Source organism: Rhodococcus koreensis, assembly GCF_017068375.1.
Lineage (GTDB): Bacteria > Actinomycetota > Actinomycetes > Mycobacteriales > Mycobacteriaceae > Rhodococcus_F > Rhodococcus_F koreensis.
In genome coordinates this window covers 3,469,025-3,493,405 of sequence record NZ_CP070609.1, presented here as the reverse complement: position 1 = coordinate 3,493,405, position 24,381 = coordinate 3,469,025, and the positions used below count along the sequence as shown (strand labels likewise).

At 66.7% G+C, this 24,381-nt stretch carries 21 protein-coding genes and 1 pseudogene; 7 read left to right on the top strand and 15 right to left on the bottom strand.

Annotated features, from left to right (window positions below; translation table 11 throughout):
* Positions 1-2: 2 nt before the first annotated feature.
* Positions 3-1,076, bottom strand: a complete 1,074-nt coding sequence (locus JWS14_RS16150) for a sugar ABC transporter substrate-binding protein (protein ID WP_206013779.1) — start codon at positions 1,074-1,076, stop codon at positions 3-5.
* 62 nt (positions 1,077-1,138) lie between these two features.
* A complete protein-coding gene (locus JWS14_RS16145; protein WP_206013778.1) occupies positions 1,139-2,158 on the bottom strand; it encodes an ABC transporter permease in 1,020 nt (339 codons plus the stop codon).
* Between the two features lie 274 nt (positions 2,159-2,432).
* Between JWS14_RS16145 and JWS14_RS16140 the strand changes: the two genes are divergently transcribed.
* Positions 2,433-2,804, top strand: coding sequence for a nuclear transport factor 2 family protein (locus JWS14_RS16140; protein WP_241031364.1), 372 nt, complete (start codon positions 2,433-2,435; stop codon positions 2,802-2,804).
* A 152-nt stretch (positions 2,805-2,956) separates the two neighbouring features.
* Positions 2,957-4,036, top strand: coding sequence for a LuxR C-terminal-related transcriptional regulator (locus JWS14_RS16135; protein WP_072944509.1), 1,080 nt, complete (start codon positions 2,957-2,959; stop codon positions 4,034-4,036).
* A 21-nt stretch (positions 4,037-4,057) separates the two neighbouring features.
* On the opposite strand, the gene JWS14_RS16130 is transcribed toward JWS14_RS16135, so the two are convergent.
* From JWS14_RS16130 to JWS14_RS16120, 3 genes are all read right to left on the bottom strand, one after another.
* Positions 4,058-5,488 (bottom strand): aldehyde dehydrogenase, encoded by a 1,431-nt coding sequence (locus tag JWS14_RS16130; RefSeq protein WP_072944511.1) that lies wholly within the window; start codon positions 5,486-5,488, stop codon positions 4,058-4,060.
* Between the two features lie 43 nt (positions 5,489-5,531).
* Positions 5,532-6,656, bottom strand: coding sequence for an NDMA-dependent alcohol dehydrogenase (locus tag JWS14_RS16125; RefSeq protein WP_206013777.1), 1,125 nt, complete (start codon positions 6,654-6,656; stop codon positions 5,532-5,534).
* A gap of 256 nt (positions 6,657-6,912) precedes the next feature.
* Positions 6,913-7,809, bottom strand: a complete 897-nt coding sequence (locus tag JWS14_RS16120; RefSeq protein WP_072944513.1) for an alpha/beta hydrolase — start codon at positions 7,807-7,809, stop codon at positions 6,913-6,915.
* Positions 7,810-7,961: 152 nt separating this feature from the next.
* On the opposite strand from JWS14_RS16120, the gene JWS14_RS16115 reads away from it, so the two are divergent.
* Positions 7,962-8,825, top strand: coding sequence for a helix-turn-helix domain-containing protein (locus tag JWS14_RS16115; RefSeq protein ID WP_072944515.1), 864 nt, complete (start codon positions 7,962-7,964; stop codon positions 8,823-8,825).
* A 10-nt stretch (positions 8,826-8,835) separates the two neighbouring features.
* Here JWS14_RS16115 and JWS14_RS16110 read toward each other — a convergent pair whose 3' ends face one another.
* The 3 genes from JWS14_RS16110 to JWS14_RS16100 all read right to left on the bottom strand — a co-directional run bounded on the left by JWS14_RS16110 (position 8,836) and on the right by JWS14_RS16100 (position 12,668).
* Positions 8,836-10,434, bottom strand: coding sequence for a sigma-54-dependent Fis family transcriptional regulator (locus tag JWS14_RS16110; RefSeq protein WP_206013776.1), 1,599 nt, complete (start codon positions 10,432-10,434; stop codon positions 8,836-8,838).
* A 164-nt stretch (positions 10,435-10,598) separates the two neighbouring features.
* Complete coding sequence (locus tag JWS14_RS16105) at positions 10,599-11,513, bottom strand: mycofactocin-coupled SDR family oxidoreductase (RefSeq protein WP_206013775.1); 915 nt, start codon at positions 11,511-11,513, stop codon at positions 10,599-10,601.
* Positions 11,514-11,564: 51 nt separating this feature from the next.
* Entirely contained in the window at positions 11,565-12,668 is a 1,104-nt protein-coding gene (locus tag JWS14_RS16100; RefSeq protein WP_206013774.1) for a lactonase family protein, read from the bottom strand.
* A 280-nt stretch (positions 12,669-12,948) separates the two neighbouring features.
* On the opposite strand from JWS14_RS16100, the gene JWS14_RS16095 reads away from it, so the two are divergent.
* A complete protein-coding gene (locus JWS14_RS16095) occupies positions 12,949-13,479 on the top strand; it encodes a cupin domain-containing protein (protein WP_072944522.1) in 531 nt (176 codons plus the stop codon).
* Between the two features lie 6 nt (positions 13,480-13,485).
* Here JWS14_RS16095 and JWS14_RS16090 read toward each other — a convergent pair.
* The 3 genes and pseudogenes from JWS14_RS16090 to JWS14_RS16080 form a co-directional block, all read right to left on the bottom strand.
* Positions 13,486-14,148, bottom strand: a pseudogene (locus JWS14_RS16090) (alpha/beta fold hydrolase); the annotation flags it as partial.
* 270 nt (positions 14,149-14,418) lie between these two features.
* The gene (locus tag JWS14_RS16085; protein ID WP_206013773.1) at positions 14,419-15,813 is read right to left on the bottom strand and encodes an MmgE/PrpD family protein; all 1,395 of its coding nucleotides are present in this window, start codon (positions 15,811-15,813) and stop codon (positions 14,419-14,421) included.
* Between the two features lie 26 nt (positions 15,814-15,839).
* Entirely contained in the window at positions 15,840-17,321 is a 1,482-nt protein-coding gene (locus JWS14_RS16080; protein ID WP_206013772.1) for an aldehyde dehydrogenase, read from the bottom strand.
* Between the two features lie 263 nt (positions 17,322-17,584).
* Between JWS14_RS16080 and JWS14_RS16075 the strand changes: the two genes are divergently transcribed.
* Together JWS14_RS16075 and JWS14_RS16070 are read left to right on the top strand one after the other, a co-directional pair.
* On the top strand, positions 17,585-18,760 hold the full coding sequence (locus JWS14_RS16075; RefSeq protein ID WP_072944527.1) for a CaiB/BaiF CoA transferase family protein: 1,176 nt from the start codon (positions 17,585-17,587) through the stop codon (positions 18,758-18,760).
* A 52-nt stretch (positions 18,761-18,812) separates the two neighbouring features.
* On the top strand, positions 18,813-19,706 hold the full coding sequence (locus JWS14_RS16070) for an HpcH/HpaI aldolase/citrate lyase family protein (protein WP_206013771.1): 894 nt from the start codon (positions 18,813-18,815) through the stop codon (positions 19,704-19,706).
* A gap of 55 nt (positions 19,707-19,761) precedes the next feature.
* On the opposite strand, the gene JWS14_RS16065 is transcribed toward JWS14_RS16070, so the two are convergent.
* Positions 19,762-20,688, bottom strand: a complete 927-nt coding sequence (locus JWS14_RS16065; protein ID WP_206013770.1) for an alpha/beta hydrolase — start codon at positions 20,686-20,688, stop codon at positions 19,762-19,764.
* Positions 20,689-20,727: 39 nt separating this feature from the next.
* Complete coding sequence (locus tag JWS14_RS16060) at positions 20,728-21,654, bottom strand: alpha/beta hydrolase (RefSeq protein WP_143051442.1); 927 nt, start codon at positions 21,652-21,654, stop codon at positions 20,728-20,730.
* A 197-nt stretch (positions 21,655-21,851) separates the two neighbouring features.
* Between JWS14_RS16060 and JWS14_RS16055 the strand changes: the two genes are divergently transcribed.
* Entirely contained in the window at positions 21,852-22,718 is an 867-nt protein-coding gene (locus tag JWS14_RS16055; protein ID WP_072944533.1) for a helix-turn-helix domain-containing protein, read from the top strand.
* A 27-nt stretch (positions 22,719-22,745) separates the two neighbouring features.
* Here JWS14_RS16055 and JWS14_RS16050 read toward each other — a convergent pair whose 3' ends face one another.
* Both JWS14_RS16050 and JWS14_RS16045 read right to left on the bottom strand, forming a co-directional pair.
* Positions 22,746-23,885, bottom strand: coding sequence for a low temperature requirement protein A (locus JWS14_RS16050; RefSeq protein ID WP_206013769.1), 1,140 nt, complete (start codon positions 23,883-23,885; stop codon positions 22,746-22,748).
* Positions 23,882-24,193 carry a DUF2255 family protein gene (locus JWS14_RS16045; protein ID WP_072944535.1) on the bottom strand — a complete coding sequence of 104 codons (312 nt, stop codon included), beginning with the start codon at positions 24,191-24,193 and terminating at the stop codon, positions 23,882-23,884. Before JWS14_RS16045 ends, JWS14_RS16050 begins: the two co-directional genes overlap by 4 nt.
* Between the last annotated feature and the right edge of the window lie 188 nt (positions 24,194-24,381).

The following is a 24,381-nucleotide window of genomic DNA, read 5'->3' as shown; positions in this document are numbered from 1 at the left end:
CCCTACCGGCTCGTGTAGCAGGCGATCGTGGTCTGGTCGACGTTGCTTCTGTCGACCACTGTGCTCGAGACGTAGGCGACCGAGTTGCCGGCACCGGGCTGTGCGCCGTCGAAGATCAAGTTCTGGGCCGCCGCGGCGCCGGCGGCGCCGATGCCCTGGACGTCGTAGGCCGCCGACGCGGTCACCAGTCCCTGCCTCAGCGCATCGCACCAGTTGCTGTCCGCGTCGAGGGTGTAGACGCCGATCGATCCGGGCTGCACCTGTCCCCGTGACTCCGCGGCCTTGACCGTCTGCCCGACGGTGATCGAATTGAGGTCGAACGTCACCATGAAGCCGCACAGCTCACCCTGCTGCTGTTGGATCACCGACTCGGCGGCCGCTTGAGCCTGCGCATTCTGGAACTGCGAGTGGTTGACGAGAACCTTGTAGCCCAGCGGCTCCACCGCGTCCTTGATGCCCTGATTCCAGAGGATCGACGCCGGGTCGTTGCCGGGACCGTCGATGATCGAGATGGTTTTGGGGGCGTTGCGCTTGTCGCAGTCTTCGACGGCACGGCCCGCGATCGACTGCGCGGCACCGTAGACGTCGACTCCGACGAAGGCGTCTCCGAGCCGGTTGGACATCATGTTGAGCACCACCGTGTAGATGCCGGCCTTCGCCGCCTGGTCGATGACGCTGTCGAGTAGGCCCTGATCCTGGTTCTGGAGGATCAGCACGTCGGCCGCCTTGCGCGCGATCAGATCGTTGATGGTGCTGAGCATTCGGTCGCTACTGAAGTTCGAGTCGTAGACCGTGAAGTCCGCTCCCAGGTTGTCGAACGTTCGCTGCATCGTCGTGCCCCAGTTCTCGGTCAACTGGTAGCCCTTGTAGAGGATCGGCACGAATGCGATCTTCTTGCCCTGCATCGCGTCGAGTGCCGTCTGTCGCGCCGGGAGCAGTTCGACGTTGGTACCGAACGCCTTTTCGCCTCCCTCGGATCGGGTCGCGGCAGTACCGCTGTTGACCGTGCACCCCGCGACGGCGACTGTGGCCGCCACCGCCATGATGCACGCGGCGATCTTCTTCATCGTCTTCATGGTTCTCGATTCCTTCTGCTGGCCGGAAGAGCCTGTGTGAGTGATGTATTTCCGATCGGGTGTCACAGTTCGCCGGATTTCTCGGTCTCCTCGTTCCGCGGGTGCAGCCATGCGTCGAACGCGATCGCCGAGATGAGTACCGCTCCCCGGATGAGGTCCTGGACGGCGGTGCTCAGCCCGTGAAGTACCAACAGGTTGTTGAGGATTCCGACGAATATCGCACCGGCGAGGACACCGAGGATGGTTCCCCGGCCGCCGGACAGCGACACACCGCCGATCACCACCACCGTGAGGGCGGTGAACAGGATCGGGTCGAATGACGTGATGGTCGTCTGCACGCTTCCCTGGATGGACACCGCGACGTAGCCGGCCACGGCGGCGAGCAGTGCCGAGATCGCGTAGGTGAGGATCTGCAGCGGCCGGACCGGGGCGCCCGACGCTCGCGCGGTGTCGAAGTTGTCTCCCATCGCGCGGATCAGGCGTCCCGGGGACGTGTACGAAATGAACAGCCAGGCAATGAGGAAGACTGACCCCGCGATGATCACGGGACGCGGGACCCCGAGCACGGAACCGTTGGCGATCGCTGCGAGTAGCGACGAACCGGGAACGCTGTAGACGTTCTGGGTGAGGACGAGGATGTCGATGCCACCGATCACCAGCATGCCGGTCGCGAGCGTCACGAACAGTGCGGGCACGTTGAGGAAGGCGATGATCACTCCGTTGGCGAGGCCGACGACGACGGCCAGGGCGACCATCAGGCCGATTGCCTGCCACTCGGGCATACCCGTGCTCATCAGTGCCAACGTGGCCTGCGCGCAGCCGAGGCCGATTCCCGCAACGGACAGGTCCAGACCCTTGCCCAGGATCACGATCGCCTCGCCGACGGCGAGGATGCCGAACGCTGCGGACAGACTGAGGATGCTGGTGAGGTTTCCGGTGGTGAGGAAGTTCGTCGTCGTCGCGCCGCCGACCAGTGCCATTAGCACGGTGATGCCGAGGACCAGGTACGCCTGGTCGAAGCCGCCCAGGCGGCCGCGGAGCGTTACTCGGCTCGGCTCGGCCGCCACTGTTGCCGTAGTCATGGGACTCCTGTGTCGGTTCGGATATGGGTGTCGACCGCAACGAGGCGGAGGTGGACATATCGAGTTGGTGATCTGCGTCATATGCGTCGAGCCAGTGTGGCGAATGGCATAGTGCGCGTGCATCTGCCTGCGGTCGGATTCTCACTACGACTTATGGACGATCCCCATCTTTCGAGCAGTGTCCAGATATCTGGACACTCGATCGGTTCACGCGCGGGCAGCATGGGTGACGCAGATCACCTGCAGTAAATCCGACAGGAAGGTCCGACCACAGATGAGCAGCACCCCAGACCAGGCAACCATCGAACTTTCGGAGAACTGGGTCAAAGCGTTGGCGAACATCGACCTGTTCCTCGAGATCTGCGTCGAGGACTGCCCCGTGTGGCACAGCGCCGACGACAAGTGGGTCTCGGTGTCCGAGGCCGTCGCCGCCGTGTACGAACGCGCCGGGGGCGGGCCCGTGCCGGACTTCCGCCCCGAGGGCATCACGTTCACCGAAAACGGCTTTTTCAACGAGGCGTCCGTCGAACTGGAGATGGGCGGCCAGGAGGTCAAGTTGCACCTCGTGCAGATCGTCGAGGCGCGTGACGGTAAGGCTGTTCGAGTCCGGGAGTACATCGGCCCGGAGATGGGTATCCAGCCCTGAAATCGCAGTACCCCGACGGACAGTCGCCTGATCGGCGACCGTCTGCCGGGGGCGTGGACTGCGCGCCCGGCATTCGGCCGTCCTGAGGACGTGTGTCACGCATCATATTTGTATATGATGTAGACACCCCGTCTTGGAGTGGTGCCATGAGTATGACTTCCCCAGATACACGACGCAGTGATGTGGAGCTCGACGCAGACGTCACCGCGCAGATTCGCGAGCTGGGTATCGCTGCCGGCGACGTCCTGGACTGCAGCATCTCCGTCGCCGAGTGCTCGCGCGTGTCGTCAGCGAAGCGGCTCCTGGCGCATGTGTGGGACTGCGTGATAGCTGAGATGAACCAGCCCGCGGCGGGCCCCACGCCGCCTCGTCTCGCCGAGCTGACCGGCCTCCTCGGCCGTGTCCGCGACCTGGAGTCGCGGGTCGAGGACGCCCGCGTCGCCGAGGGTGTCGAGACCATGCGGCGGATTCGCCGGGCACTCGGCCGCTTGCAGGTCGCGACGACCGCGAACGAGCTTCTGTCACAGGCCGCGGCCGAGGCGTGCACCATCGGGTTCGATCGCGCGCTCGTCTCCACCATCGGTGATGCGACATGGAACCTGCATTCGATGTTCATCGAGCGGGACCCCCGACTTGCCCGGGACATGGTTGCGGCCGGCCGCCAGGATCCACCGAAGCTCGACGGCTCCATCATCGAGTCGGACGTGGTCGATCGAGCTCGCTCCGGGTTGGTGTTCGACGTTCAGAACAATCCGCGGGTGAATCGGCAACTGGTCTCGATGTCCGGATGCACGTCGTACATCGTGGCTCCGTTGCGTTCGCACGGCAAGGTCATCGGGCTCGTCCACGCCGACAGCCACTATCCGGCTCGCGACGTCGATACCACCGACCGCGCGGTGCTCAACCTTTATGCCGAGGGGTTGAGTCACACGTTGGCGCGAGTCTCGGTTCTGGAGGGACTGACCTCGCTCAGCGAAGGGATGGCCCGGTTGGTGAGTGACGTGAAGATCGCTGCCCCACCGCAGATCACGATGAGCGATCTACGCCATCCCGTGCTGTCGACCCGCGAGGTGGATGTCATCGAGCTCATGGCGGCAGGCGACGCCAATCGATCGATTGCACGAAAACTGTCGATCTCCGAGGGGACCGTCAAGACCCATATCACCCACATCCTGCGTAAGCTCGATGCATCGAATCGTGCTGAAGCCGTGGCCTATTGGCTGAGGCGATGACGTTCGATCACCGCCTCGGCGTCACCTGCCGCGGAAGATGGTCTTGTATTCCAGATAGGCATCCAGGCTCTGGGGGCCCAGTTCGCGTCCGATACCGCTGTTCTTCAGACCTCCGAACGGCGTCTCGATCGGGAGGGTCGACGTGTTCACCCCGACGCTGCCGGTCACGATGCGGCGGGCAACCTCGGTTGCCCGATCGCGATCGGGTGAGAACACTCCGCCGCCCAATCCGTAGTCGGAGTCGTTTGCGATGGCGATCGCCTCGTCGATCGTGTCGTACGGCATCACGACGAGCACCGGCCCGAAGATCTCCTCGCGAGCAATGCGCATGTCGTTTGTGACATTACGGAAGATCGTCGGCTCCACGTAGTAACCGCGATCGAGCTTCTCGGGGCGCCCGCCGCCGATGACGACCTCGGCGCCTTCGGTGCGGCCGAGTTCGATGTACGACTCGACTCGGTCGCGTTGCGTCGCGTTCACGAGCGGTCCGAAGAAGTTGGCCGGGTCGGTCGGATCACCCTGCGGTATGGCGCTCAGTGTCGCGCCGAGCATCTCGACGATCTCGTCGTACCGCGACGAGGGCGCCAGCACTCTGGTCAACGCTCGGCACGTCTGGCCGGTGTTCGGCGCGCACGCGGACATCACCAGGGGTGTGAACGCGTCCAGGTCGACGTCGTCGAGCAGAATTCCCGCCGACTTGCCGCCGAGCTCGAGCGTGACGTGCTTGAGTTGCCTGCCGCATTCGGCCGCGATCGCCTTGCCCGCGACCGTCGAGCCGGTGAATGCGACCTTGTGCACGCCCGGGTGTGAGACGAGGGCAGCACCGGTTTCCCGGCCGCCGGTGACGATGTTGACCACGCCATCCGGAATTCCTGCGGCATCGAGGATCTCGGCGAAGACGAGCGCATCCAGAGAGGTCTCCGGTGCGGGCTTGATCACGGCGGTACAGCCGGCGGCCAACGCCGGCCCCAGCTTCCAGGCGATCAACGGTTGCGGTCCGTTCCACGGCGTGATGGCGCCCACCACGCCGACGGGCTCACGGCGCAGCACCGCGTCACCACTCGCGGTCTCGACCAGCTTCTCGGTCTCGAGATCGTCGGCCAACGACGCGAAGTACCGGTAGGCGACCGGAACCTGGCTCTGCATGGCGCGGGAGATGCTGATCGGTGTTCCGTTCTGACGCGTGACCAGCGCCGACATCTCGTCGCTGCGCGCTTCGAAGGCATCGGCCAGACCGCGCAGGTAACCGGCACGCTCGGCCGGTGTGCGCGCTGCCCACTTCTCGCCGGCCTCCGCAGCCGCGGTCACCGCGGCGTCGACGTCGGACGCGTCGCCGTCGGCGATGGACGCGAACTGCTCCTCGGTGGCCGGATTGATCACCGAGATGCGGTCCGCCGAGTGGGTGCGCTCCCGGCGTCCGTTGATGAAATGGTGGTCGTGGTCGCATGTCATGAGGACTCCTGGAATCGGCGTGCTGTCGAGTGTCGTGAGGCGGTCATTCGTGATCGAAGACGACGATCCCCCGGATGTTCCTTCCCGCCTTCATGTCCTCGTATCCCTGATTGATCTCGTCGAGGGTGTACCGGTTCGTCACGAGTTCGTCGAGCAGCAGATTCCCCTGCCGGTAGAGCTCGAGTTGCGCGGGAATGTCGGACGTCGGCCGACTCGCACCGAAGAGCGAACCCTGCAGCCGTTTCTGGCTCAGCGTGAGGTCGTGCAGATTGATGTCCCCGTCCTTGGTGAAGGTGTCGCCGATTCCGACCGGAACACACGTGCCGCCCTTGCGGACCGCAGCGAGTGCCTCGCCGACAATCTTCCCGGTGATCACTCCCACGGTGACGATCGCCGAGTCGGCGCCCTGGCCGTTGGTCAGCGGGGCTGTGATCGCGTTCGCTTCCTCGATCGTCGCGACCGCGTGCGTGGCACCGAACTTCAGTGCGGTGTCTCGTTTGAACGCAACGGGATCGACCGCGATGACGGCACTGGCACCGGCGTGGGCCGCACCCTGGACGGCGTTGATTCCGATGCCGCCGACCCCGACCACGATGACGACGTCGCCGACGCGCACATCGGCCGAGTTGACCGCGGCGCCCCAGCCCGTTCCGACGCCGCACCCGGTGAGGCACGCAACCTCGAGGGGGACTGCCTTGTCGATCTTCACCGCCGATGCGGTCGAGACGATGATGCGTTCGCAGAACGTGCCGAGTCCGGCGAGCTGACCCACCGGCCTGCCGCCCCGAGAGAGCCGGTACGAACCGGGATCGTCGAAACGGCAGCCCGTGGTCAGAAGAGCACCCAGATCGCAGAGATTCTGCAGCCCCCGGGCGCACCACTTGCATCGGCCGCATATCGGCAGGAAGGAGAAGACGACGTGGTCGCCGACCTCGTAGCCGGGCGTGTGGGGGCCGACGGCCTCGACGATGCCTGCACCTTCGTGACCGCCGGCGATGGGAAGGATCCCGGGCGTCTGGTCGCCGGTGGCGAAGTGGTCGTCCGAATGGCAGAGGCCGGCGGCGACCATCCGGACGCGAATCTCGTTCTGGCGCAGTTCGTCGAGGTCCAGTTCGACGATCTCGTATCGTCCCGGGACCTCGAGCAGGACTGCCCCTCGCGTCTTCATGCGCGCACCACCGGTGAGACGGAGGTGCGTTCCCTGATGAGTGTCATCTGCGGCCTTCTGGATCGGCAGGATCCGCTTGCGGATCACGCGGTCGGATAAATGTGACGGTGGCCATACTTTGCGTTCAGTGTGGCTGCCGACGCGGCGTCTGGGAATCCGTCACCGGTCGTATTCCGATACGACCAAAGGACTATTGACGTGACCGTGCCCCGGTCGGGGGCCGGGGCACGGTCACACCGACCGGCAGCCGATCCGGCTATCCGGCCAGGTTCTTCGTGAAGAACTCGGTGAGCTTGTCCGCTGCCTGCGAGACGTACTGGTCGACGTCGTACAGGTCGACGTGGGTGGCGCCGTCGATCTCGAACAGCTCGGCGGTCTCGCCGCCGGCCGCCACCGCGCCCTCACTGAAGCCCTTGGTCTCGGCCTCGGTTCCCGCGATCATCAGCAGCGGCCTGGGCGCGATCTTCGCGACACCGGCGTAGGCGTCGAACTGGTCGAGATGGTCGACGCTGCGCAGCGCGAACTTCCCGATCGATCGCGGGTGCTGTGCGCGCGGAGTCTTGTAGTAGTCGAAGAATTCCGCGACGGCCTTCGGCGTCGACGCGTCCACCGAGTCCGGCAGCACCGGAACCATGGGGATGTCCTCGCCCTTCGCCTCCGCGGTCCGCGCGGCGCCCGCCTGATCCACCAGCTTCGCGAAGGCCTCGGGGTCCGGCACCCGGAAGAAGCAGGTGGCGTCCGCGCCGCTGACGGTGGCGACGGCCTTCATCCGGTGGTCGGTCTGTGCGGCGAACGGCACGTAGCCGCCCGAGGCGCAGATGCCGAGGACACCGATCCGCTCCGGGTCCACGTCGTCGCGGGTGCTCACGTAGGTCACCGCGTTCCGGAAGTCCTCCGCGCGCTGGAACGGATCCTCCAGTCCGCGCGGTTCGCCCTCGCTCTCACCCTGGTACGCGGCATCGAACGCCAGGGTGATGAAACCCTGATCGGCGAGGCGCTGCGCGTACAGTGCCGCAGTCTGCTCCTTGACACCGGTCATGGGATGCCCGACGACGATCGCGGGCAGCCGCCCGGCGGCCTCGGCCGGGGTGTAGAGGTGGCCGGCGAGCTGAAAGCCGCTGCTGTTGAACCGAACATCGGTCTTGGTGGTCATGGTGCCTCCGTGGTGTTTCGAGAATTCCGATCCGCATTCCGAATCGCTCGATACCTAGTCTCGGAGCTCCGGGGAAACCGGGGAAGGGCGACATTTATCCTGGGAACAATCCTTCCCAGGATAATCTGGCGCCCCCGACCTACCCTGGCTGTATGCCCAGTCCGATACACCAGGCACCACACCTACGTGAGCTCGGCGCGTTCCTCAAAACCCGCCGCAGCGAGCTGTCACCGTCCGACGTCGGCCTACCCGACCTCGACCAGCGCCGCCGGGTGAGCGGGCTGCGGCGCGAGGAGGTGGCGCAGCTCGCCGCGATCAGCACCGACTACTACACCCGGATCGAGCAGGGCCGGCTCGTCCCGTCCGAGCAGGTGCTCGCCGCGCTGGTGCGAGCGCTGCAACTCGACTCGGATCAATCCGAGTACCTCGACAGTCTGGCCGATCACGCCACCCACCGGTCCACGCCCCGTCCGGCGGCGCAGTCACGCACCGGTGGCAGCAGGGTACGCCCGCAGGTGCGACGGCTATTGGACCAGCTCACCGACACCCCGGCCATCGTGCTGGGTCCTCGGACCGATATCTTGGCGTGGAATCCCTTGGCCACCAAGGTATATGCCGATTTCGATGCGATGGCTCCGCACGAGCTGAACTATGTGCGGCTCATCTTCACCGACCCTCGGATGCGGGAGCTGTTCGACGACTGGACGGCGGTCGCGCGGTCCTGTGTGGCGATCCTGCGCCGCGAGGCGGCCATCAACCCGGCCGATCCGGCCCTGTCCGCGCTCGTCGGCGAACTCACGATCGCCGATCGTCAGTTCGGACAATGGTGGGCGGCGCGAAACGTGGCGCGCCAGGACTTCGGCGTCAAGGTGCTCAATCATCCGGTCGTCGGTGAGCTGACCCTCGACTGGGAGATCTTCCGCTACTCCGGCGCGCCCGAGCAGCAATTGGTGCTGAACTCCGCCGAGGACGGTTCGCCGACCCAGGAGCGACTGGCACGGCTGGGCCGGATGTGAACCGGAGAGGTCAGGCGATCTTGAGAACCCGGAGCCGGTTGTAGAGAGTCGACCGGCTCACCCCGAGTGACTGCGCGGCCTTGAGTTTGTTCCCGCCGGCAGCTTCGATCGCCGCGACGATCACTTCCCGTTCGGCATGTCGAATGGGCGACAGGGGTGTGCCGACTTCCCGGTACGGTGCGGGAAGGTCGGTCGGAATGATGTCTCCGGCCGAGCGGGTCCGGGCCAGCGCGTGGATCACCCGCCGGATTTCGGCGAGGTTGCCCGGCCACGGATGTGCCGCCAGGACCTGCAGTGTCGCCGGGGTGAGGCGCAGGTCGGACGTCACGGCCTCCTCCGCCAGCATCCGACGGGCCAGCCCCGGAATCTCGTGGCGGCGCCGACGGAGCGGAGCGAGTTCACGTCGCGCGGCGCAGAGCCCCACCAGGGAGGGGTGGATCCCCGCGTCGTCGTTCGCACTCGTCGAGGTCAGAACGACGTGTCGCCGCGTGCCCCGGATGAGGCGGGCAACCAGTGTGGCCATCGAATCGGTGAGGAAGTGGACGTTCTCGATGATCACGACGGCACCATCCTGCTCGAGCTGCCGGCCGAGTCCGACCGCCCAGGCCTGCTCACCCGTGTGCACGACGTCCGCGGCGTCGACGATCGCCCCGCCCGGTCCGGCCGCACGCACCGCCTCGGTTGTCCGGCCGGTGCCGGTTTCTCCGACGACGAGGAGCGGCCACTCCTCGACCGATGGTCGTGGTTGCGGCTTCGGGCTCGTTCTCGCCATAGCGAAATCCACCAGGACGCCGTTCCCGCCATCGACCGGAGTGCAGGTGAACTCCACTTCGCGACCGGATTCGAGCGTCAAGCGATTGGTGACGGCCGTTGTGTGAGCGGTGTCGGCGCCGGCTCGGACGGCCGCATGGTCGGCGGGATCGAGGAGGTCGAGGGCCGCCGGGGTCGCGAGCACCATCCCCTCGCCGAGCACCATCACCGGCCGTTCCTTCCGCCGTGCCGCAGAATGGAAGGCCGCCAGCAGATTTCGTTGCGCGACAGGTGTGCTCAGCGCCAGCCGGTCCTCGATCTCCCCGACCAACCGCTGGGCGATCGGCGCGAAGTACCGGTGATCCTCGCCTGCGCCGCCTCCGACGTCGAGAACGCCTTCGAGTCGTCGCGTTATTGGATGAATGATCGGCTGGCCGAAGCAGCTGAACTCGTGAAAGGCGGACATGAAGTGTTCGGGGCCGTGGACGAGCAGCGGTTGCCGGGCCTCCAGGACAGTGCCCACCGCGTTGGTTCCCACTTCATCCTCGGCCAGCCGGATTCCGGGCTCGATTCCCATCCAGGCGACCGCGTCGCGGACGGCAGGACTGGCGTGTCGGATATCCAGGATCCGGGCGTCGTGGTCGGCGAGAACGAACACCAGTGGCGCACCGTCGAACTCGCGGCAGATGTGATCCAGAACGGGCGCCGCGGCCCGTCGGAGACACCCGTCCGAGGAGACGTCGATCCTGTCCAGCCTCGGCGTCGTATCGGAGTCGAGACCCGACAATTGCGAACGCATCCACGACGACGCGATTTCCGGCCGAGCGTCGACCGTGGAATGCGCTGAGCTACTGAGCACTCCGACACCACCTTCCGGCCAGGCGCGATGAGAACGGACTCGCATCACATGTGAGCGAGAACACAATATAATATATGCGCGCTTCGAACAAGGGTCGGCCGAGGGGGACGCTCAGACACCGGCCCCGGCCGCGTGCAGCGGTCGGGGCCGGTGTCGTCAGGCTGTCACAGATCGTCGGGCGACTGGGCAGGTGAGCGGTAACGATCGGCTTCCGGTCCCTCGGTTTGCGGCGCGAAATTCACGCCGGGGAGCAGGAGGTGGCCGGCGTCGACCGGCAGGGCGACACCGGTGATGTGCTCGGCGTAGTCGGACAGCAGCCAGCATGCGGCATTACTGGTGGCGTTCGGCGGAAGCGCGGGCCTGCCGGCCAGCGGCGCATAGCCGTACGTGGCGGCTATCGCCACATCGCGGTTCGCTGTCTCGCCGGGGGCGACGAACAGTTGGTGGCCCATCGGGTTGTCCCAGATCTTCGCGTCCACCGCGCCGGGGCAGACCGCGTTGCACCGCACGTTGTACTCCGCGATCTCCAGAGCGGTGTTCTTCATCAGGCCGAGGACGCCGTGCTTGGCCGTGATGTAGTGGGTGTATCCGGCCGTTGCCTCCAGCCCGCCTACCGACGCAATACATACGATCGCACCGCCACGCTGCTCGACGAGATGCGGCGCGGTGGCCTTGATCGTCCGGAAGGTACCGCCGAGCACCACATCGGTGACCGTCGTCCACATCTGCTCGGTGATTTCCCAGGACTTGGGCCCGAGATCCCACAGTCCGGCGTTGGCGATGACCGCGTCGAGCCGGCCGAATGCGTCGAGCCCGAGAGAGACTGCCGCGTCGAGCGCGGCCTGATCACGGACGTCGGCGACTGCACTGACCGCCCGTCGGCCTTCCTTCTCGACGAGAGCCTGTGTCTTGTCGAGATCTTCCTTGCTCGCCAGCGCGTATCGAATCCCGTCGACGGGTGAGCAGATGTCGGTGATGATGACATCGGCTCCCTCCTTCGCAGCGGTCACCGCATGTGCTCGACCCTGCCCTCGTGCGGCGCCGGTGATGAAGACGACCTTGCCGTCCAGTAGTCCCATTGTCGATGTCCTTTCCACATTTCATTCGGTAGTGCGGGGTGGGTGGGTAGTTCACGCAGGTCCGACGGATGCGAACACTCCGGTGGCGCCGTCGGAGAACGTCACACCCGTATCGACCGGCGGTTCTCCCGTGGCCTCGAGTGCCCCGTCCGGCTTCACCCGGTAGGTGAACACCTTCTCGATGCCGGTCGTGGTCAGCGTGTCGATGACATAGAGCCGCTGGGCATCCGGGCTCAGCACGACACGGCCGGGGAAGTGTCCCGGTGCGCTGGGCGCATCCGCGCCGGGCACGGGAACCAGGGCGCCGTCGTCTCGGATCTCGAATCCGTTCACACTCTGACCGCCGGTCTGGGGAAGGTAGAGATACCTGCCGTCCGGTGTGATGGCCATACCGTGCGGAATCGCCTTCGTCGGGAAGCGCCCGATCGGGGTCAGTGCACCGTCGGGCGCGATGCGGTAGCCGGAGACGTCGTTGGTCCCCTCGTTGGTGATGAACAGGAACTTGCCGTTGGGCGTCACCGACGGCAACGCCGGACGATCACCGGTCGGCACCTGCGAGCCGGTCGGTGTCAACCTGCCGTCGGATCCGATCGCGAAGGAATCCATAGTCGCCCCGATGAAGCTCGGGGCGAACAGGAATCGACCGTCCGGAGACACCACCGGAATGGACAGGCCGCTCGTCGCGCCGGGAATAGTCACCGAATCGACGAGTGTCAGAGCGCCGGACGGCGCGATGGCATACGTCTGCACGTCGTTGGTCATCGAGCCGACGGTGGCGAAGAGCCACTTCCCGTCCGGGCTCACGACTGCACCCACGATCGGTCGGCCGGGGGCGAGGCGGGCGTCCTCGAGGCGCTCGAGTGCACCGTCGTCGCCGACGCGGAATCCCTGGAGTGTTCCCGAGACAGTATGTGCGACATACGCGAATCGGCCATTCGGCGTGACCGCGATCGACAGCGTGCCGGTATCGGTGGGCACGGGCTGCCCGACGGGAGTCAGCCGACCGCCGGATTCGCGCAACACCCCGATGTTCGACGAACCTGTGCCACCGACCAGAAGGTAACTCGGTCCCGCCGCATCATCAGCCAGGGCTGCGCCTGCCGAGGGAGAGATGACCGTACCGACGGACACGCCTGCGGCAACGCCGATCGCCATGACGGTCGTAGGTATTCGCGCTCGCAGCATCTTCCAGGTCGACCACTTTCTTTCGGCGGCCGATGGATTCCGAGTCGTCAATGCAACCTCCGTGGTTCCTCGATTCGGCGGGTTCGCCACGCTGAACGTAGGCCGGGAAGCCGGGGTGAAGGTGTCCAATTATCTGGACACTCCGCTGCACGCGCGCCGGTCCATACATTGCCAACATTATATATGATACTGTACGAACTGAGACGTCCGTCATGTCGTGGGCGGCGCATTCGAGCGGAAAGGGACAGTGATGAGTGGTGAGCACCTGAAGAAGACCGCACGGCGCGTGATCGCCGGAGTCGATGCCGACGGCAAGTCGACGATCGTCGTGGACGAGACAACCGGCACTCGGGTCGCACTGCCTGCCTTCTCCGTGAACGACGTGTGGAGGGTCGATGCACTCCCCGCCGTCTTCACCGACGATGACACCCTCGAATCCGAGGTGGAACTCGCGCCGCCGGCCAGTGGGCTCGTCGTCCGCCTGGCGACATTTCCACCCGACAGCGAAATTGATCCGGCTGTCTATGCGGCATCGATCGGAAACCTGCACGGCGAGGATGCCAAGGCGGACAGCGAGGAGATCGTCGGTTTGCACGCCACCGAGACCGTCGATATCGCGACGATCATCGACGGTGAGATCTATGCGATCTACGAGACGGGTGAGACCCTGCTCAGGCCGGGTGACACGGTGATCAACCGGGGCATCAAGCACGCGTGGAGCAACCGCACGGACAAGCCCGTGACAATGGTCGCCGTGATGGTCGCCGGCACGACGGGCTGACTCCGCTCAGCGTGACGGGAGAGCCCGATCGAGGAAGCCCTCGAGGTGCAGGGCGAATGCCTCGTTGTCGTCGCCGGCGATCATGTGCCCCGCGTCCACCTCGACGGCCTCGGAGTTCGGCACCAGGGCGAGTATCTCGTCGACCGCCTCCCGCGAGACGATCTCCGACCTCGATCCGTGAACTATCAAGGTGGGAACCGTGATCCGGGCGGTCAGGTCGGCGAGCCGCCGCTCGTCGGAATTGCCGCGGTTGTCCGCGTAGCCGACGAAGGCTGGATCCCAGTGCCAGTACCAGCGGCCGTTGCCCTTGAGACGCAGGTTCTTTCGTAACCCGTCGCTGCGGCGACGACGGGGTGGCGTGCCGCGGAAGGCGTCGATGGCCGCGGACGCGTCGTCGAGCGAGGCGAACCCGTCGGGCGCCGCGCCCAGGAAGTCGCGGACCCTCCGCTGGCCGGTGTGGTCGGTTCGATGCGTGATGTCGACCCGCACCAACCCGGCGACGGAACGGGGGCGTCCGCCCGCGACGACGATGCCCGTCCGGCCGCCCAGCGACGCTCCTACGACGACGACACGGCCGCCGAGTTCGGCGAGTACCGCTTCGAGGTCGGCCGCGAAAAGTTCGGCCGAGTACTCGGGTGCCCATCCGCTGTCGCCGTGCCCGCGCGCGTCGAAAGTGACTGCGCGCTATCTGTTCTCGGCCAATCGTGCCGCCGTGCGATCCCACGAGTGCCTGGTCTGGCCGCCGCCGTGGCGGAGGAGAACGGTTCCCTCGGTCGAATCGGTCAACCGATCGTCGGTCTCCCACCGATCACCGGCAAGACGGACCCCACCGGATCCTGTGAACTCGACGGGGATCGGCCGGGCTGTGGTCTGGGCGTCCATCAGCTCTCTTTCTCGTCATCGGCCGCCGGCCCGGTTGGGGCCGGCGGTCGGAGGGAATCAGACCTTCAGCAGGGCTGCGAAGTCGGAGGCGGGCTGGTCGAGGTCGCCGCCCTTGATGGCCTGCAGCAGGGTCTCGCCGCGCTCGGGGCCCAGCGATGCCGAGGTCACGTCGCGGAATTTCGCATCGAGGTCCTCCTGCGACATCGGGTTCTCGGCGGTGCCGGTGGGGTTGTCGACGAACAGGCTCTCGCTGGTGCCGTCGGTGTAGGTGACGGTGATGTCGCCGACCCAGCGGCCGGGGTAGGCGGTGTCCAGTTGGGGCTTCACCTCGATCTTCACCTTCTGGGCGAGGGCGGCGACGTCGCTGCCGGCGCCGAGGTCGAGCCGTCCGGCCATGTAAGCGTTGTGGGTCGAGAATCCGTTGCCCTTGCCGAGCAACGACAGCGAGAACTGGAACGGCAGGCTGTACTGCAGGTGCTCGATGATCTTCGGTGCGTACGCGTTGGCGTTCTTGTTGCCGATCACCACGTCGCCGCCGGTTTGAATGCCCAGCAGCACCGAGTCGACGTCCGCGGCCCGGGCCGAGAGTTGGCGGGCGCCGTCGATGTAGGCGTGGTTGATGCCGCAGCAGCAGTACGGCTTGATCCACACGCGCGTGATCTCGAACGTCTTGTCGAGGCCGAACGTGGCCGCGGCGTCGTCGGCGACCGGGCGTCCGACGAATGTGCGGTAGAAGCCCTTACCGCCGGTGAGGAACGTCGTCGGACCGGTGATGCCCGCGGCCGCCATCTCGGCGGCGCGGATCCCGTTGCGGGTGCCGATGCCGGAGTGGATGCGTTTGATGGAGCCACCGGACGACGTGTACTCGGTGGTGCCCGACGCGTGACTGAGGGCGATGGCGAGGGCGTGCACGGTCGTCTCGATGTCGAAGCCGCGCATCTTTGCGACGACGGCGGCCGCACCGAAGTTCGACAGCAACCCGTGCGGGTGGAAGCCGCGCTCGAGTAGTTCGGGTGCGGCCAGGTTGCCGATGCGGGTGTACACCTCGTAGCCGGCGACGATGCCGGTGATCACCTCGCGCATCGTCGCGCCGAGTTCCTCGCCGACCGCGAGTGCGGCGGACACGACGGTGCTGCCCGGGTGCGACGAGCTGGCCCGGTGGGCGTCGTCGTATTCGAAGCCGTGGCCGAAGGAGGCGTTGACGAATGCCGCGTCCGCGGCGCTCATCTCGTCGCCTGTCGCGGCGACGTGTGACTTGCCCGGAACGTGCGCCGCGCGCGTCAGCTCGAGCAGTGCCTTGCTCCACGGCAGCGAGGCACTGCCGACCTGAAGGGCGAGCTGGTCCTGCATCAGGCGGCGCGCACCGGCGAGCGCGTCGGCGGGGATGGAGTCGAAGGTCAGATCCGTGACGAGCCGGGCGGCAGCTTCTTCGACGGGGGGAATGTTGCCCATGTGTGTTGCCTTTCGGTAGATCTGGGTCAGGAGAGCGAACCGAGCAGGCCGCCCGGGATTCCGTAGGACTTGAGCTCGACGTAGGCGTCGAAGCCCTCGAGGCCCGCCTCGCGGCCGATGCCGCTGTTCTTGAAACCGCCCATCGGGGCGCTGAAGCCCGCCGGGTTCCCGTTGACTTCGATTGTGCCGGTGCGGATGTGGCGTGCCACAGCCAGCGCATGTTCGGGGTCGGCGGCGAACACCGATCCGTTGAGGCCGTATTCCGAATTGTTGGCGATGTCGATCGCCTCGGCCTCGGTGTCGAACGTGTGCACCGTGAGAACCGGGCCGAAGATCTCCTCCTGCGCGATCTTCGCGGCAGGGTCGACGTCGGTGAAGATCGTGGGCTCGACGTACCAGCCGCGGTCGAGACCGTCGGGACGTCCGCCGCCCACCAGCAGGGAGGCGCCGGATCCCTTCGCGTCGTCGATGTAGCCCTCGACTCGGGACCGCTGATTGGCGCTGACCATCGGGCCGATTTCGGTGGCGGGGTCGAACGGGTCGCCGACGGGCATCGACTTGATCAGGTCCACCAGCCGGTCGTGGAGTTCGTCGCGGCGCGAGCGCGCCACCACGATCCGGGTCTTGTTGCTGCAGACCTGGCCGCTGTTGCGCAGCGAGACCGCGCGGATGGCGGCGACTGCGGTGTCGAGGTCGGAGTCGTCGAGCAGGACGGCGGCGGACTTGCCGCCGAGTTCGAGGGTCACGCGGCGCAGGTCCTGGCCGCAGAGTGAGGCGATCCGACGGCCCGCGGCCGTCGATCCGGTGAAGGAGACCTTGTCGATGCCGCGGTGGCGCACGAGGTATTCGCTGGCCTCGCGCCGTGCGGGGACGATGTTCACGACGCCGGCGGGGAGACCGATCTCGTCGAGGATGTCGGCGAGCAGGTAGGCGTCGAGCGGGGTCTCGGGGGAGGGCTTGATGACCATGGTGCAGCCCGCCAGCAGCGCCGGCGCGAGCTTGATCATGGTGATGAGCAGCGGGGCGTTCCACGGCACGATGCCTGCGACGACCCCGACCGGTTCGCGGGTCACCAGCGCGCTGCCGGTTGCGGACGACCGCGTGTCGGCCCATGGGTAGGCGGGGGCGAGGTCCAGGAAGGAGTCCAGGAGCAGGCGCGGTCCGATGGACTGCATCTTCGTGGACAGGGTGATCGGGCAACCCATCTCGGCGCTGACGAGTCTGGCGGCGTCGGCCTCGCGCGCGGCGAGTTCCGCGCTGAGCTTCCGGAGGACCGCGATCCGCTCGTCGAGTGCCATCCTGGGCCAGGGCCCCTTGTCGAACGCCTCGCGTGCCGCGTTCACTGCCGCGTCGATGTCTTCCTCGACGCCTTCCGGGACGCGCGCGACGAGCTCTTCGGTGGCCGGCGAGATCACGTCGAAGGTGCGCTCGGAGGCCGGCAGTACCCACTGTCCGCCGATGAACAGCTTGTCGTACTGCCCCTGCCAAATTTCTGTCTGCACACTCATGGTGCCGCTCCTTCGCTGGTCGATAAGGGGTGGAAGTGGTCCGGATCGCAGGCGGGACCGAGGTGTCCGGCCTGGTGGGCGGAGCCTTCTGCTCGATATGTGAGCTGCACCATGCAAAGTATATAATGTTGCATAGCTCCATGGAAGTGCCTTGCCGTGATCCAGCCGACTGGGAGTCGCCTCGGTGGGGTACCCCGATCCGGCGGGGCTTGACCCCACTGTAAACGATATATAATATTTTGCTGAGACGAAGGCGAGGCAACATGCAGCACAAGCCGCTCGACGGTATCCGGATCCTCGAGATCGGGGGATACATCGCGCTCCCGTTCGGGACGTCGATGCTGTGCGCCCTCGGCGCCGAAGTGGTCAAAGTCGAGCGCCCTGTGGTCGGAGAAGATTTCCGGCGCCATCAGAACGACGCCAGCCCCTACTTCCGGCAGTACAACACCGGCAAGCGCAGTCTGTCGGTCGACCTGAAGTCGGAGGAGGGCGTCGCGCTGGTCAAGGCGCTGGTGCCGCACTTCGACGTGGTGCTCGAGAACCTGCGCCCGGGCAAGGTGGCCGCCATGGGGCTCGGCCCCGACGACTGCCGCGCCCTGCGTCCCGACATCGTGTACGGGTCCGTCACCGGATTCGGCGCCGGTGGTCCGCTGGCCAACCGTCCCGCCTACGACACGATCGGCCACGCCTTCGGCGGTCTGTACTCGCTGTTCAGCGACGGCGACCACCCGCAGCTGGCCGGTGGCCTGAGCGCGGACCTCGTCACCGGTCTGAGCACCGCAACCGGCGTCCTCGCGGCCCTCGTCGGGCGGCTGAAGACGGGTCAGCCGCAGCGGATGGAGACGTCGATCATGGAGGCCGTCAGCGCACTGACCATCGACGGCATCACGCAGTCCTTCGAACTCGGCAAAAACCCGGCCCGCACGAGCCGCCACCCGCAGGCGCAGAACTTCTGCGTCCCGACGTCGACCGGCGAGTACCTGGCCGTCCACCTGTCGTCCTCGCAGAAGTTCTGGCAGTCGCTGTGCCGCGCGATGGACCGCATGGACCTGGCCGAGGACCCCCGGTTCGCCGAATACCGCCCGCGGGAGTCGAACTACTTCGAGCTGGTGCCGATCGTCGAGGCGGAGTTCGCCACGAAGTCGAAGGACCACTGGGAGAAGGTCCTCACCGAGGCCGACGTGCCGTTCGCCCCGGTCCTGTCGATGACCGGTTACCTCGAGCACGAGCAGGTCGAGCACCTGGACCTCGTCGAGTGGCAACCCGACGGCCTGGCCCTGATCCGGCCGCCGTGGACGTTCGACGGCGAGCGCCCGGACCGCGGTGACCGTGCTCCCAAGGTCGGCGCCGACACCCGTTCCGTCGCGGGCGAGGTGCTCCCCGCCGAGAAGATCGACGAGCTGCTCGCGTCCGGCGTCCTCTACGCCGACGAGTCCTGACCCGCTACTTCCCATACCCGCTACTTCCCGTACTCACTACTGAGGAGAGTTCATGAATCCGTACCGTTCCATGCTGTTCGTGCCCGGTCACAAGCCTTCCTGGGCCGACAAGGGGCTGGCCTCCGGCGCCGACGCCCTGATCCTCGACCTGGAGGACTCGGTTCCCGTCGCGGACAAGGACGAGGCGCGTGGCGTCACCGCCGCCACCATCGACCGTTTGGACGCCGAGGGTGTTCGCGCCGACGTGTGGGTGCGGCCCAATGCGTTCGTGACCGGGATCCAGGGCAGTGACCTCGAGGCGGTGATCCGGCCGGGGCTGACCGGTCTGTTCCTGCCCAAGGTCTTCGACGCCGAGGAACTCGTGCGGATCGACGCCGTGGTGTCGCACATCGAGGCCCGGCAGGGGCTCGAGGCGGGCAGCGTGGGACTCATCGTGAGCTACGAGACCGCGGTCTCGATGGCGCATTGCGAAGAGATCGCCACCGCCACCCCGCGCATCTCCAGCCTGCTGGGCGCCACCGGCCCGAGCGCGGACGTCGGCCGCGAACTAGGCTTCGAATTCACCCCGGCCGGCCTGGAAACGCTGTACCTGCGGAGTCGACTCGTCCTCGCCGCCCGCGCAGCGGGCCTGCACCATCCCGTCGCCGGCGTGTGGCAGGACATCAAGGACCTCGACGGTGCCCGCCAATTCTGCCTGGACAACAAGCAGCTCGGCTACCGCGGCATGGTGTGCATCCACCCGTCGCACATCGCCATCGCCAACGACGTGTTCACGCCGTCCCCCGAGCAGGTCGACTTCTACCGCCGCATGATCGAGGCGTTCAAGGTCGCCGAGGCCGCCGGTAGCGCGGCCGTCGACTTCGAGGGCCAGCACATCGACATCGCCCACGTGAAGACCGCCGAGGGCATCATCGCGCAGGCCGAAGCCGTCATGGCCCACGCCTGAGCGGATCGACCGAAGAGCCCCGCATCCGGCAGGATGCGGGGCTTTCGTCGTGGTGTCAGTTCTCGACTGGGCGTGCTGCGAGGTTCTCCCGGAAGAACGGGGTCGCCTCGGCCACGGCCCGGTCGACGTACTTCGGCACGTCGTAGAAGTCCATGTGGGCGCCGCCGTCGACGACCACCAGCTTCTTGGGGCTGCGGACCCGGCTGTGCAGTTCGGTGGACATCCACAGCGAACCGGTTTCACTGCCGGCGACGATCAGCAGCGGTGCCGTGAACAGGTCCTCGACCAGGTGGAACGCGTCGAACGTGAAGATCCGCGAGATGCTCTTGGTGAACAGCTGCTTGTTCTTCGCGTTCGGGTGCTGCGCACGCGGGGTGAGATAGTAGTCGTGCGCCTCGACCAGGTCGCGCGGAGTGCTCTCGTCCGGCTGTTCCGGAACGTACGGGATGTACGCCGGGTCGGCGCCCTGGGCCTCGGCGGTCCGCTGCTGCGCGACTGCCTGCAGTGTCGGCACCGCGGCCGCGTCGGAGTCGGTTCCGTACCATCCGCGCCGGAACGAGGTGCCGATGTTCACGGCGCTGACGGTGGTGACGGCCTTGATCCGGTAGTCGGTCAGGGCCGCGTTCACGGCGTATCCACCGCCGGCGCAGACACCGAGAACACCGATCTGCTCGGCGTCCACGTAGTCCAGGCTCTGCAGGAAGTCGACGGCCGCGCGCACGTCCTCCACTCGCGCTGCCGGGTCCTCGAGGTGGTGAGGTTCGCCGCCGCTCTCACCCTGGAACGAGGCGTCGTAGGCGAGTGCCACGAAGCCTTCTTCGGCGAGCTTCGCGGCGTACAGACCCGCGGTCTGCTCCTTCACACCGCCACCTGGGTGCACGGTGACGACCGCCGCGTAGCTGCTCTGCGGATCGAAGTTGTCGGGCAGAAACAGGTTGCCTGCCATGGCGATCGGGCCGTTGGGGAAAGTGATGCTGTCCATTGCTGTGTCTCCTTCTGGATGGGGTGTTGTCGCGCGTGGTCAGAGGTTGGTGTCGTAGAACGGGATCAGGGCGTCGAGGGCGATCTTGACGGGCTCGGGCTGGTCGTACAGGTCGTAGTGCGAGAAGCCTTCGGCCACGACGAGTTGCTTCTTCTCGGAGCGGGCGCGGCGGTAGATCTCGAGGCCGTGGCGGTAGGAGCCGAAGGCGCCGGGCTTGTCGCCGACGACGACGCACAGCGGTTGGGTGAGAAGCACTTCCGCGTGGGTGAAGGCGTCCCATCCGTATCCCGCTGCCCGACGCGAGATCAGGCTGCGGGTGGCGCCGTTCGGCTTCTCCCCGCGGGACGTCTTGTAGTACTCGGTGGCCTCGACGACGTCGAGGCCCATCCCGGCCGCCGCGTCCACGGTGGGCGGCAGCAGGTTCTCGACGTTCGGTTCGGCGCCGCGGGCCTCGGCGGTGCGCTGCGCGGCGATCGCGTCCAATGTGGCGATCGGGTCGTAGGCACTGAAGGCCTCGTGCAGCAGGTGGCCGAAGTTGACGCCGACGACGCTGCCGACGACCTTGATGCGGCGGTCGGTCTTCGCGGCGCTGACGGAGTATCCGCCGCCGCCGCAGATGCCGAGTACGCCGATGCGGTCGGCGTCGACGTAGGGGAGGGTGACGAGGTGGTCGACGACGTAGCCGAAGTCCTCGACTCGTTGCGCCGGGTCTTCGATGAATCGGGGTTCGCCGCCGCTGGCGCCCTGGTAGCTGGCGTCGAATGCGATGACGACGTAGCCGGCGTCGGCGAGGGCGGTGCCGTACACGTTGCCGGACGTCTGCTCCTTGCAGCTGCCGATGGGGTGTGCGCTGATGATGGCCGGGTATTTGTTCGTGTTGTCGAATCCTGGCGGGAAGTAGATGTCCGCCGCGATGTCCCAGTACGGGGTCGTGACGCTGACGGTCTCGATCCTCTCCGTGGTCATGAACTGATTTCCCTTCGTCGTCCGCCGGAGCCCGACGGTCTGAATCTCACTGCATCCTGAATGTCACTGCGTCATGGACGATTTCCTCGACCCGCAATCACCACTCTGCTGCGATCCGCGGGGCCGTACCAGAGGCCGGTTATCGGGGGTACCGGCAGCCTCTCCCACGGGCCGTCGGAGGTCCCTAGGCTGCAGGTATGGAGATCGCCAAGGAGATCAAGGACTTCCTGACGACCCGTCGCGCACGCATCACGCCCGACCAGGTGGGCCTGCCCGCCGGTGGCCGGCGTCGGGTCGCCGGGCTACGTCGCGAAGAGGTCGCACTGCTCGCCGGAGTGAGCGCGGAATACTACGTACAGATCGAACGCGGCGGCGTGTCGGGCGTGTCCGACGAGGTGCTGGACGCCATCGCGACCGCGCTGCGACTCGACGACGAGGAGACGAAGCACCTGTTCACCCTCGCCCGCGCCGCGGCCACGAAGCCCCGCAAGCGTAAGCCCGCCCGCGCGCGCGTCGAGATGCCGGAGCCGGTCCAGGCGCTCGTCGATGCGATGATCACCGCCCCCGCCGTCGTGCAGAACGGTCACCTCGATATCGTCGGCGCCAATGCGCTCGGTCGCGCGCTGTACGCCGACGTGTACGACCGCGTGGACGGCGCGCCCAATCTGGCCCGGTTCATCTTCCTCGACCGCCGCGCCGACGAAACGTTCCCCGACTGGAACAACGCGGCCGACGACGCCGTCGCGATGCTGCGGGTGGAGGCGGCGCGGTCGCCGTATTCGGCGGCGGTCACCGGTCTCGTCGGCGAGCTCGCCACCCGTAGCGACGAGTTCCGCACTCGCTGGGCGGTTCACGACATCAAGGCGCACCGGCGCGGAACGAAGCGGTTCCATCATCCGGTCGTCGGCGACCTGACGCTGCGTTTCGAGGCGCTTGAGGTGGCCAGCGCGGCCGGCCTCACCCTGTACGGATTCACCGCGGCGCCGGGTTCCTCCTCCGAGGAGGCTCTCCGCCTGCTGTCCAGTTGGATCGCCACCGAAAGCTCGGCACATCAGCATTCATGACATTCGTGAAGGACGGCAACGGCGAGTTCAGGATTCGCTCGGCGACGCGTCCCTGGTGAGGGTCACGGCCACCGCGAGGAGTATGAGGACCAGTGCGAGGACGACGGCGTAGGACGGCAGCCAGTACGCCGCGGCGGAGGCCGATCCGAGCACGGCGGCGCCGACGGCGCGCAGAACCCAGCCGGTGTGGGTGGTGAGCCGGAAGTAGATTGCGTGCGAGAGCAGGTAGATCGCCGGACCCGCGAGCATCAGCACGCCGCCGACCCCCGCCCGGTCGTCGCCGGCATGGGCGAGCACCAACTCGCTGCCCGCGGCGAACATGACGAGTCCGGTGACCACGCCGTAGATCACGTTGATCCCGATGTGCACGGATCGGATGGGGTTCCCGGTGGCGGCGATATGACTTTCCACGAGCTGTTCGGCGCGCCCGAAGTAGACGGCCCACAGGCAGACGAGCGCGACGAAGCACCCCGCCGCCAGCGCAAGCGTCAGTGCGTCGGAATGATGGGCGGCAATCACACGTCCCAGGGTCAGGACCGTCTCGCCCAGCAGGATGATGAGGAACAGTCGCATCCGCTCGAGCATGTGCTCCGCGTCGAACGGAAGTTGCTGCGTCTGCGTGCGTCCGCCCGGCAGCGGGTGAGCGCTCCAGGTGCCGACGAGATCGACGAGCGCGGCCACCGCCCACAGCCACAGGCGCCATTCCGGGTCGAGTGCGGCGCCGGCCACCCAGAACGGCGCCGAGACCGCGAACCAGATCAGCACGTGCAGGAAGTGCAGGCGGAGGCTGGGCGTCGGGGCGGTGGCCGCCGCGTAGATGGTGGGGCCGATCAGCGCCAGTAGCATGGGAACGACGAAGAGCCAAGGGCTTTCGTCGAATGCGTGCCCGATGCCCGCGTTCATGAACAGGCCGAGTCCCATCACCGTGACCGTCACGGCCCGGGTGGCCGTGCGTTCGATGTCGAGGAGCGTGACCTCGAACGTGGTGAACGCCCAGACCCCGCACACCGCAACGAGTGCCACGAGAGCTTCGGCGGCGCCGTGCCAGGTCAGGTGGTCGACGAGATGGTGCGTGAGCTGACCGATCGCCAACACGAACACCAGGTCGAAGAACAGCTCGAGCGGCGAGACCTCACGGTGGGTGCTGCGCGCGTTCCTGGCCATCATGGATTCCTCCTCGGCGCCCGAATCCTATCCGGCGGCGTCGAGGCGAAAGGTCGTTTCGGCGGCGGTGTCGGCGACCATCGGTTCCAGCGCGGCGGGCCGGCTGCGGTACTTGGCGCGGTGTTGTTCCGCATCGCGTTGCGGTACCAGCCGCCGTCCGGGCCGAACGCGGACCGGACGTAGAGGTCGTCGGCGACGCGCACGACACAGATCGGTATCCAGCGGCGCAGGGAGCCGTCGCGCCGATAGCTGCTGATGTGCAGTTCCTCGGTGTGGCCGATCGCGTCGAGTTGCTCGCTGTGCCATGCCATGTCGTCATCTCCTGATGTCGGCGATCCGTGATCAGAGGTCAAGGCGGTTGCGGCGCGGGAAGGAGAGGCTGTGGGTACCCCTGTAGCCAGGGTCTCCCACGAGACTGCGGCGGCCGGCAGGGTGAGGTGGGTCCGGCCTTGACAGAACCCGATCCACAGATAATGTATTATATTGTCACTTGAACTCA

What these genes read in the sequence shown, in the direction of transcription:
- JWS14_RS16150 (WP_206013779.1), bottom strand. Translation starts at nt 1,076, where the DNA reads ATGAAGACGATGAAGAAGATCGCCGCGTGCATCATGGCGGTGGCGGCC.
- JWS14_RS16145 (WP_206013778.1), bottom strand. Translation starts at nt 2,158, where the DNA reads ATGACTACGGCAACAGTGGCGGCCGAGCCGAGCCGAGTAACGCTCCGC.
- JWS14_RS16140 (WP_241031364.1), top strand. Translation starts at nt 2,433, where the DNA reads ATGAGCAGCACCCCAGACCAGGCAACCATCGAACTTTCGGAGAACTGG.
- JWS14_RS16135 (WP_072944509.1), top strand. Translation starts at nt 2,957, where the DNA reads ATGACTTCCCCAGATACACGACGCAGTGATGTGGAGCTCGACGCAGAC.
- JWS14_RS16130 (WP_072944511.1), bottom strand. Translation starts at nt 5,488, where the DNA reads ATGACATGCGACCACGACCACCATTTCATCAACGGACGCCGGGAGCGC.
- JWS14_RS16125 (WP_206013777.1), bottom strand. Translation starts at nt 6,656, where the DNA reads ATGAAGACGCGAGGGGCAGTCCTGCTCGAGGTCCCGGGACGATACGAG.
- JWS14_RS16120 (WP_072944513.1), bottom strand. Translation starts at nt 7,809, where the DNA reads ATGACCACCAAGACCGATGTTCGGTTCAACAGCAGCGGCTTTCAGCTC.
- JWS14_RS16115 (WP_072944515.1), top strand. Translation starts at nt 7,962, where the DNA reads ATGCCCAGTCCGATACACCAGGCACCACACCTACGTGAGCTCGGCGCG.
- JWS14_RS16105 (WP_206013775.1), bottom strand. Translation starts at nt 11,513, where the DNA reads ATGGGACTACTGGACGGCAAGGTCGTCTTCATCACCGGCGCCGCACGA.
- JWS14_RS16100 (WP_206013774.1), bottom strand. Translation starts at nt 12,668, where the DNA reads ATGGCGATCGGCGTTGCCGCAGGCGTGTCCGTCGGTACGGTCATCTCT.
- JWS14_RS16095 (WP_072944522.1), top strand. Translation starts at nt 12,949, where the DNA reads ATGAGTGGTGAGCACCTGAAGAAGACCGCACGGCGCGTGATCGCCGGA.
- JWS14_RS16085 (WP_206013773.1), bottom strand. Translation starts at nt 15,813, where the DNA reads ATGGGCAACATTCCCCCCGTCGAAGAAGCTGCCGCCCGGCTCGTCACG.
- JWS14_RS16080 (WP_206013772.1), bottom strand. Translation starts at nt 17,321, where the DNA reads ATGAGTGTGCAGACAGAAATTTGGCAGGGGCAGTACGACAAGCTGTTC.
- JWS14_RS16075 (WP_072944527.1), top strand. Translation starts at nt 17,585, where the DNA reads ATGCAGCACAAGCCGCTCGACGGTATCCGGATCCTCGAGATCGGGGGA.
- JWS14_RS16070 (WP_206013771.1), top strand. Translation starts at nt 18,813, where the DNA reads ATGAATCCGTACCGTTCCATGCTGTTCGTGCCCGGTCACAAGCCTTCC.
- JWS14_RS16065 (WP_206013770.1), bottom strand. Translation starts at nt 20,688, where the DNA reads ATGGACAGCATCACTTTCCCCAACGGCCCGATCGCCATGGCAGGCAAC.
- JWS14_RS16060 (WP_143051442.1), bottom strand. Translation starts at nt 21,654, where the DNA reads ATGACCACGGAGAGGATCGAGACCGTCAGCGTCACGACCCCGTACTGG.
- JWS14_RS16055 (WP_072944533.1), top strand. Translation starts at nt 21,852, where the DNA reads ATGGAGATCGCCAAGGAGATCAAGGACTTCCTGACGACCCGTCGCGCA.
- JWS14_RS16050 (WP_206013769.1), bottom strand. Translation starts at nt 23,885, where the DNA reads ATGATGGCCAGGAACGCGCGCAGCACCCACCGTGAGGTCTCGCCGCTC.
- JWS14_RS16045 (WP_072944535.1), bottom strand. Translation starts at nt 24,193, where the DNA reads ATGGCATGGCACAGCGAGCAACTCGACGCGATCGGCCACACCGAGGAA.